The organism is Roseovarius halophilus (ex Wu et al. 2025) (assembly GCF_047086965.1).
In genome coordinates, this window is sequence record NZ_JBKOTX010000252.1 from 1 (window position 1) to 6,845 (window position 6,845).

Here is a 6,845-nt window from a genome sequence, read left to right on the forward strand (position 1 = left end):
CGGCCCTGATGGAGCTTGCCGCCCGCCTGGCGCAGCAGCGCCCCGGCACACGGATGCTGATCACCGGCGGGACGCCCCCGGCTGCCGGTGGCGGCGCGACTGTCATCTTCGCGCCCGCGCCCACCGAGACCCTGTCGGCCTGCGACGCGTTTCTCGCGCATTGGCGCCCCGCGCTGTGCCTGTGGACCGGCGGCGCCCTGCGCCCGGCATTGCTGGCACAGGCCGACCGCGCGGGCGTGCCGCTTTTCCTCGTGGATGCGGACATGGCCTTGCTCGACCGGCGCGGCTACCGCTGGCTGCCCGATCCGGCGCGTCCGATCCTGCGGCGCTTCACCTCGGTGATGGCACGATCCCGGGACACGGCCCAGCACCTGCGGCGGCTCGGCGTGTCGGGCGATGACATCACGGTCACCGGCCCCTTCCGCGAGGGCGCGGCGGCGCTGCCCCACGACGAGGAGGCCCGCGACAGGCTGGCGACGCTGCTGCGCGGCCGGCCCGTCTGGCTGGCCGCGATGCTGAGACCCGAGGAACTGGGCCCGGTGCTGGCCGCCCACCGGGACCTGAGCCGGATCGCGCATCGCGCACTGCTGATCGTCGTTCCGGACGACACCGGCGATGCCGACGCGATGCGGATCGAGCTGCGCGCGGGCGACTGGCGGTTCAGGTGCTGGTCACTGGATGAATCGCCCGAGGAGACCACGCAGGTATTGCTGGCCGATACGCGGGGCGAGATGGGGCTGTGGTACAGGCTGTCGCCGATCACCTTCATGGGCAGCTCGCTGGTGCCCGGACAGCACGGGCGCGATCCGAACGAGCCCGCGGCGCACGGATCGGCGATTCTCTACGGCCCGAACGTGCGGACCTATCTCGACAGCTATTCGCGGTATGCCGAGGCGGGCGCGGCGCGTATCGTGCGGGATGCCGAAACGCTGGGCGCCGCGGTGCGCCAGCTCATCGCGCCGGACAAGGCGGCCGCGATGGCCACCGCCGCGTGGGACGTCGCCTCGGAGGCGGCGCAGGTGACGGACAGCGTCCTCGACCTGGTGCAGGACACGCTCGACCTGTCGGCGGCCGGGGCATGAGGACGCCGCGGCACTGGTTCACCCCGCCCGACCGGCCGGGCGCGCTGGCACGCCTGCTGTCACCGCTCGGCGCCTTCTACGCCGCCGCGACGGCACGGCGGCTGGCACGCGGTCATCCGTGCAATCCCGGCGTCCCGGTGATCTGCGTCGGCAACCTGAACGCCGGCGGCGCCGGCAAGACCCCAACGGTCATCGCCATCGTCGGTGCGTTGCAGGACATCGGCATCACACCGCATGTCTTGTCACGCGGTCACGGCGGCACGCTGACAGGCCCGGTCCGGGTGGACCCGGCCCGCCACGGCGCCGACGATACCGGCGACGAGCCGCTGCTGGCCGCGGCCTTCGCGCCGACATGGGTGGCACAGGACCGTGCCGCCGGCGCACGCGCGGCCGTGGCAGCAGGGGCCGGGGCCATCGTGATGGATGACGGCTTCCAGGACCCGGCGCTGGCCAAGGACTTGTCGATCATCGTGGCGGATGCGCGGCGCGGCTTCGGCAACGGGCTTTGCATCCCGGCCGGGCCGCTGCGCGAACCCGTCGCCAAGGGGTTGGCGCGGGCGGACCTGCTGCTGACCATCGGCACGGCGGAGGACCAGGCGGTTTTCGACGCCGCATGGTCGGACCATGTGACACTGCCGCGGCTGCGCGGCGAATTGACCCCCTTGCCGACCGGCATGGACTGGGCGGGCACGCGGTTCCTTGCCTTTGCGGGGATCGGTCACCCGGAAAAGTTCTTCGCCACCCTGCGCGGGCTGGGGGCCGAGCTGGCCCGCGCCGAGCCGCTGGAGGATCACCAGCGGCTGTCCACCGCGCTGATGACCCGGCTGGACTCCGAGGCCGCGGCGATCAACGCGCAGCTCGTCACCACCGAGAAGGACGCGGTACGCCTGCCCCACGCGTTCCGGCGGAAGGTTCTGACCCTGCCCGTGCGGCTGGACCTGCAGGACAAAGCGCCGCTGATATATGCGCTGCGCGGGCTGTTCGCTGCATGATGGGCGAAGGCCCGGCGTTCACCCAGCGACGGTTTCGGGAACGCGCCCGCCGGCGTGGCGGGCGCGCCCGGGTATTGTCGGGGCGCGTTCAGCCGGCGAGTTCCTCGTCGAGGATCGCCTTCAATTCGTCGTAGCCCATGTTCGAGTATTGCTCGCCGTTGATGATCAACGTGGGCGTCGACGTGATGTCGTCCGCCTCGGCGTTCGCCTCGAACCATGTCACGAGCGCCTGCGCCTTGCCGATGTCGGCCAGGCAGGATTCCAGCTTGTCCTCGTCCAGCCCGGCGACCTTGCCGATGCGGCGCAGGTTGTTGGCGATCTGCACCGGGTCGTCGCCGCTGCCGATCCAGTCGCGCTGCTGGTCGTAGAGCATTTCGGAAATGCCGAAGAAGCGGTCCCGCCCGCCGCAGCGCGCCACCATCGAGGCCCAGAGGCCGAGACGGTCGAAATACACGTCACGGTAGATGAAATGCACCTTGCCCGTGTCGATGTAATCGGCCTTGAGCTTCTTGAACTGGTTTTCGTGGAAAGTCGCGCAATGCGGACATGTGAAAGAGGCGTACTCGACGACCGTGACGTCGGCGTCCTCGGGGCCCATCGTCATCTCGACGATGCCGGAGACATCCACCTGCCCCGCTTCTTCCCCCGCTTCCTGCGCGTTCACGGCGCCGGTCGGCAGGGCCGTTTCGCCCTGTCCCCCGGCATTGCCCGTCCAGAAAAAGGCCCCTGCGGCCACGGCAAGGGCGATGGCCCCTCCTGCGATCAATGATTTCATTCGGAGTATCCTCAATGGTCAGCGTTTCCTGCCGGACAGAACGTTCTGCCCCAGCTTTTCAAGCGCCGCGCGCAGCGACGTATCGCCGATCGGCGCGGTAAGGTCGGCGGCCGCCCGGCCCGCGGCCGGATCGGGGGTGCGGGGCGCGGTTTCGGCCGCCCCGCGATGGGTGAAATCCGCCTGCCCCTCGGCAAAGCCGGTGGGCGCGGTCTGGGTGATGCGCAGCCGCGATATGGCGTTGTAGCCGTAAACGGCATTGACCTTTTCGCGCAGCTTTTCCTTCTGCATTTCAAGCAGTGGCGCCTGCGCGCCGGTGGTCAGCACGGTCAGCGTGGCGCCGAAACCCTTCCGGGTGTAGCTGACCTCGACGGGCCGGGCCATCGTCGCGATCTCCTCGCCCACGATCTCGGGCCAGCGGGTCAGCACCTGCGACTGCACGAAGCCGCGGCTTTCCGAGGCATGGCGGATGCGCCCCTGCAAAAGCTGCGAGGTGCGCTTGAAACCGCGTGTCGTGGATTTTCGCATGCTCACCGTGGTCCCCTTCACTCGTGCCCTATCTTAAGGCATGTGACGGGCCATGCCAGCCCCGACAACCGGCAAGGACATAAAGAATGCGTTATCCCGCCGATCCGGCCAGCCTGCTTGACTGGTACGACGCTCATGCCCGCGACCTGCCTTGGCGCGTGGGCCCGGCCGCGCGCGCCGACGGGGCGCGGCCCGACCCTTACCGCGTGTGGCTGAGCGAGGTGATGCTGCAACAGACGACGGTGGCCACCGTCAAACCCTATTTCGAGCGGTTCACCGCGCTCTGGCCGCGGGTGACCGATCTGGCGGCCGCCGAGGACGGGCAGGTTATGGGCGAATGGGCCGGGCTGGGCTACTACGCGCGGGCGCGCAACCTGCTGAAATGCGCGCGCGCCGTCAGCACGGACCATGACGGCGTCTTTCCCGACACCCGCGCGGGGCTGCAGGCCCTGCCGGGCATCGGCCCTTATACCGCCGCGGCCATTGCCGCCATCGCCTTCGACCGGGCGGAGACGGTGGTGGACGGCAATGTCGAGCGGGTCATGGCACGGCTCAACGACATCCGGACGCCCCTGCCGGGGGCCAAACCCGAACTGACGGCCGCCGCCGCCGCGCTGACGCCCGCCGGGCGCCCGGGGGATTATGCGCAGGCGGTGATGGATCTGGGCGCGACCGTGTGCACGCCGCGCAGCCCGGCCTGCGGGATCTGCCCGTGGATGGGGGCCTGCCGGGCCCGGCAGGCCGGCACGCAGGCCGAACTGCCGCTGAAAGAGCCCAAGAAGCCCAAGCCGACGCGCCACGGCATCGCCTATGTCGCCCGCCGCGACGACGGCGCGTGGCTGCTGGAACGCCGCCCCGACAGCGGGCTGCTGGGCGGGATGCTGGGCTGGCCCGGAAGCGACTGGGGCCCGGACCCGGTACCCGCGCCGCCGCTGTCCGCCGACTGGAAACCGCTGGGCGAGGAGGCGCGCCACACCTTCACCCATTTCCACTTGCGCCTGCGGGTCGAGGTTGTCCGCGCCGGCAGCGCCGCCGTTCCGGTGCGCGGCACCTTCGTGCCCCATGACCGGTTCAGGCCCTCGGACCTGCCCACGGTGATGCGCAAGGTGTTTGACCTCGCCCGTGGCAACCTGGAAGATATCACCTAGTATGCGCACCAAACGACCCGCCAAGGAGACCGCCGCATGATCCCTGCCCACCAGGTCGCCAAGATCCGCAACGCCCTGCCTTTCTGGATGTCGGTGATCCTCGTGCCGATCGCCGTGATCGGCGCGCTCCACGGTGGCTGGACAGTGGTGCTGCTGCCGGTGGTCACATGGTATTTCTTCACGATCCTCGACGCCTTTCTGGGGCTCAACCTCGAAAACGCCGACCCCGACACGCGCGACGACCAGTTGACGTGGTACCGCGCCATCACGCTGATCTGGGCGCCGGTTCAGGTCTGCCTGCTCTACTGGATGATCTGGTACGTGACGGGCCCGGGCGACGCGCATCTTTCGGCGCTTGAAACCATCGTGCTGTTCTTCGGCGTGGGTGTCATCACCGGCACGGTGGGTATCAATTACAGCCACGAACTGATGCACCAGCGGAACAAGTGGGAACGGTGGCTTGGCGACCTGTTGCTCGCGATGGTGCTGTATTCGCATTTCCGCTCGGAACACCTTCTGGTGCATCACCGGCATGTCGGCACGCCGCGCGACCCGGTGACGGCGCGCTACAACGAGGGGTTCCACCGGTTCTTCCCCCGCGTGCTGATCGGGTCTTTGACATCCGCCTTCCGGGCCGAGAAGGACATGCTGGCGCGGCGGAAACGGCCGTGGACGGACCCGGCCAATCCCTTTTTCCGGTACTGGGCGCTGCAGGGGCTGGCGGTATTGCTGGCGGTTGTGGTCGGGGGCTGGACCGGGCTGGCGCTGTTCCTGTGGCAGGCGGCCACCGCCGTGTGGCAACTGGAACTGGTCAATTACATCGAGCATTACGGCCTGACCCGCAAGCATCTGGGCGGGGGCAAGTACGAGCACGTGAAGCCTCGCCACAGCTGGAACGCGGCGCACAAGGCGTCGAACTGGCTCCTGATCAACCTGCAGCGCCATTCCGACCATCATTACAAGCCCGACCGGCGTTTCCCGCTGCTGCAGAACTACACCGAGGAAGAAGCCCCGCAACTGCCCTACGGGTATCCGCTCATGACGATGGCGGCGATGATTCCCCCGGTCTGGCGCCGGGTGATGAACCCGCGCGTACGCCGCTGGCGGCAGATGTACTATCCCGAGATCACCGACTGGAAACCCTACAACAAGGCACGCAACCCCATGCCGCGGGCCTGATGCCGCGCGGCCGCGGCGATCAAGCCTTCGACAACACCCAGTCGAGCGCCCGCGTGGGCAAAAGCCGGCGCAGGGCACCCATCATGTAGGTGGGCGTCGTCACGTAGTAGCGCGGGCGTGGGCGGCGCGATTCGAGCGCATGGAGCAGTTTCCGCGTGACGGCCGAGGGCGGCAGCTCGAACGCGTCGGGCGTGTCCCCCTCGGCATAGAGCCGCTTGCGCATCCGGGTGCGGTACTCCTCGGCGCGCGGTGCGTTTTCCCAGTCGATCCAGCGTTCGAAATGGGGGATCGAGTTGCGCCGGATCCGCGAGGTGACGGGCCCCGGCTCGATCAGGATGACGTCGATGCCGGTGCCGCGCATTTCCAGCCTGAGCGTGTCGGTCAGCCCCTCGACGGCGTATTTCGTGCTGCTGTAGGCCCCGCGCCACGCCAGCGTGACCAGCCCCAGCACCGAGGAACACTGCACGATGCGCCCGTGGCCCTGCGCGCGCATGACCGGGATCACCTGCCGGGTCAATTCGTGCCAGCCGAAGAAATTGGCCTCGAAAATATCGCGCAGGGCCTCGGTCGGCACGTCCTCCACCAGGCCGGGGCTGGCAAAGGCGCCGTTGTTGAACAGCGCGTCGAGCGTGCCGCCGGTAGCCGCCAGAACCTCGGACAGTCCCGCCTCGATGCTGGCGGTGTCCTGGTAGTCGATGCGCGGGCTTTCGAAGCCTTCGGCGGCAAGCCGCGCGCAATCCTCGGCGCGGCGGCAGGCGGCAAAGACACGCCAGCCCCGCGCGCGCAGCCCGTGCGCCGCGTCATGGCCGATCCCGGACGAACACCCGGTGATGAGAACGGATTTCGTGGTCATGGCGCAGCTATGGCCCGGCGCGCGGGACTTTGCAATCAGTTCGCGCGCGGCGTCACCAGCCAGCCGGCCATCCAGCCGACGCGGCCCGTCTCGACCACTTCCAGCTTGAGCCAGCCATGACCGGGCGCCTGCAGCACCGCGACCTCGGTATCGCGGGCGAGCCGCGCCACCGGGTCAAAGGCCGTTCCCGGCCCGCCGCGCATGTTCACGCCGTTGCCCGTGACGCGGCGGATATCCCGCGCGCCGGACGCGGACGGCGCATTCAGCACGCGGGCGTTGCGCTGCGAGGGC

8 protein-coding genes are annotated in these 6,845 nt (G+C 69.2%); 4 read left to right on the forward strand and 4 right to left on the reverse strand.

The window, feature by feature from the left end; genetic code table 11:
• Positions 1 to 1,082 (forward strand): 3-deoxy-D-manno-octulosonic acid transferase (locus tag ACH107_RS28525; protein WP_412509121.1); only part of this gene is annotated, 1,082 nt, incomplete at its 5' end.
• The gene (gene lpxK, locus ACH107_RS28530; RefSeq protein WP_412509122.1) at positions 1,079 to 2,074 is read left to right on the forward strand and encodes a tetraacyldisaccharide 4'-kinase; all 996 of its coding nucleotides are present in this window, start codon (positions 1,079 to 1,081) and stop codon (positions 2,072 to 2,074) included. The genes ACH107_RS28525 and lpxK, both read left to right, overlap by 4 nt.
• 88 nt (positions 2,075 to 2,162) lie before the next feature.
• Here the strand turns inward: lpxK and ACH107_RS28535 are convergent, their stop codons facing one another.
• Positions 2,163 to 2,849 carry a DsbA family protein gene (locus ACH107_RS28535; RefSeq protein ID WP_412509123.1) on the reverse strand — a complete coding sequence of 229 codons (687 nt, stop codon included), beginning with the start codon at positions 2,847 to 2,849 and terminating at the stop codon, positions 2,163 to 2,165.
• Between the two features lie 18 nt (positions 2,850 to 2,867).
• Positions 2,868 to 3,380, reverse strand: coding sequence for a DUF721 domain-containing protein (locus ACH107_RS28540; protein ID WP_412509124.1), 513 nt, complete (start codon positions 3,378 to 3,380; stop codon positions 2,868 to 2,870).
• Between the two features lie 80 nt (positions 3,381 to 3,460).
• Here ACH107_RS28540 and ACH107_RS28545 point away from each other — a divergent pair, with 80 nt between their 5' ends.
• Together ACH107_RS28545 and ACH107_RS28550 are read left to right on the forward strand one after the other, a co-directional pair.
• Entirely contained in the window at positions 3,461 to 4,522 is a 1,062-nt protein-coding gene (locus ACH107_RS28545; protein WP_412509125.1) for an A/G-specific adenine glycosylase, read from the forward strand.
• 36 nt (positions 4,523 to 4,558) lie between these two features.
• Positions 4,559 to 5,701, forward strand: coding sequence for an alkane 1-monooxygenase (locus tag ACH107_RS28550; RefSeq protein ID WP_412509126.1), 1,143 nt, complete (start codon positions 4,559 to 4,561; stop codon positions 5,699 to 5,701).
• A gap of 19 nt (positions 5,702 to 5,720) precedes the next feature.
• Here ACH107_RS28550 and ACH107_RS28555 read toward each other — a convergent pair whose 3' ends face one another.
• Positions 5,721 to 6,554 carry an SDR family NAD(P)-dependent oxidoreductase gene (locus ACH107_RS28555; RefSeq protein ID WP_412509127.1) on the reverse strand — a complete coding sequence of 278 codons (834 nt, stop codon included), beginning with the start codon at positions 6,552 to 6,554 and terminating at the stop codon, positions 5,721 to 5,723.
• A 35-nt stretch (positions 6,555 to 6,589) separates the two neighbouring features.
• The coding region (locus ACH107_RS28560) for an SH3 domain-containing protein (protein ID WP_412509128.1) at positions 6,590 to 6,845 on the reverse strand (256 nt) is incomplete at its 5' end.

Bases quoted from the DNA above. Each gene is read 5' to 3' on its own strand.
- lpxK (WP_412509122.1), top strand. From the start codon at position 1,079: ATGAGGACGCCGCGGCACTGGTTCACCCCGCCCGACCGGCCGGGCGCG.
- ACH107_RS28545 (WP_412509125.1), top strand. From the start codon at position 3,461: ATGCGTTATCCCGCCGATCCGGCCAGCCTGCTTGACTGGTACGACGCT.
- ACH107_RS28535 (WP_412509123.1), bottom strand. From the start codon at position 2,849: ATGAAATCATTGATCGCAGGAGGGGCCATCGCCCTTGCCGTGGCCGCA.
- ACH107_RS28550 (WP_412509126.1), top strand. From the start codon at position 4,559: ATGATCCCTGCCCACCAGGTCGCCAAGATCCGCAACGCCCTGCCTTTC.
- ACH107_RS28555 (WP_412509127.1), bottom strand. From the start codon at position 6,554: ATGACCACGAAATCCGTTCTCATCACCGGGTGTTCGTCCGGGATCGGC.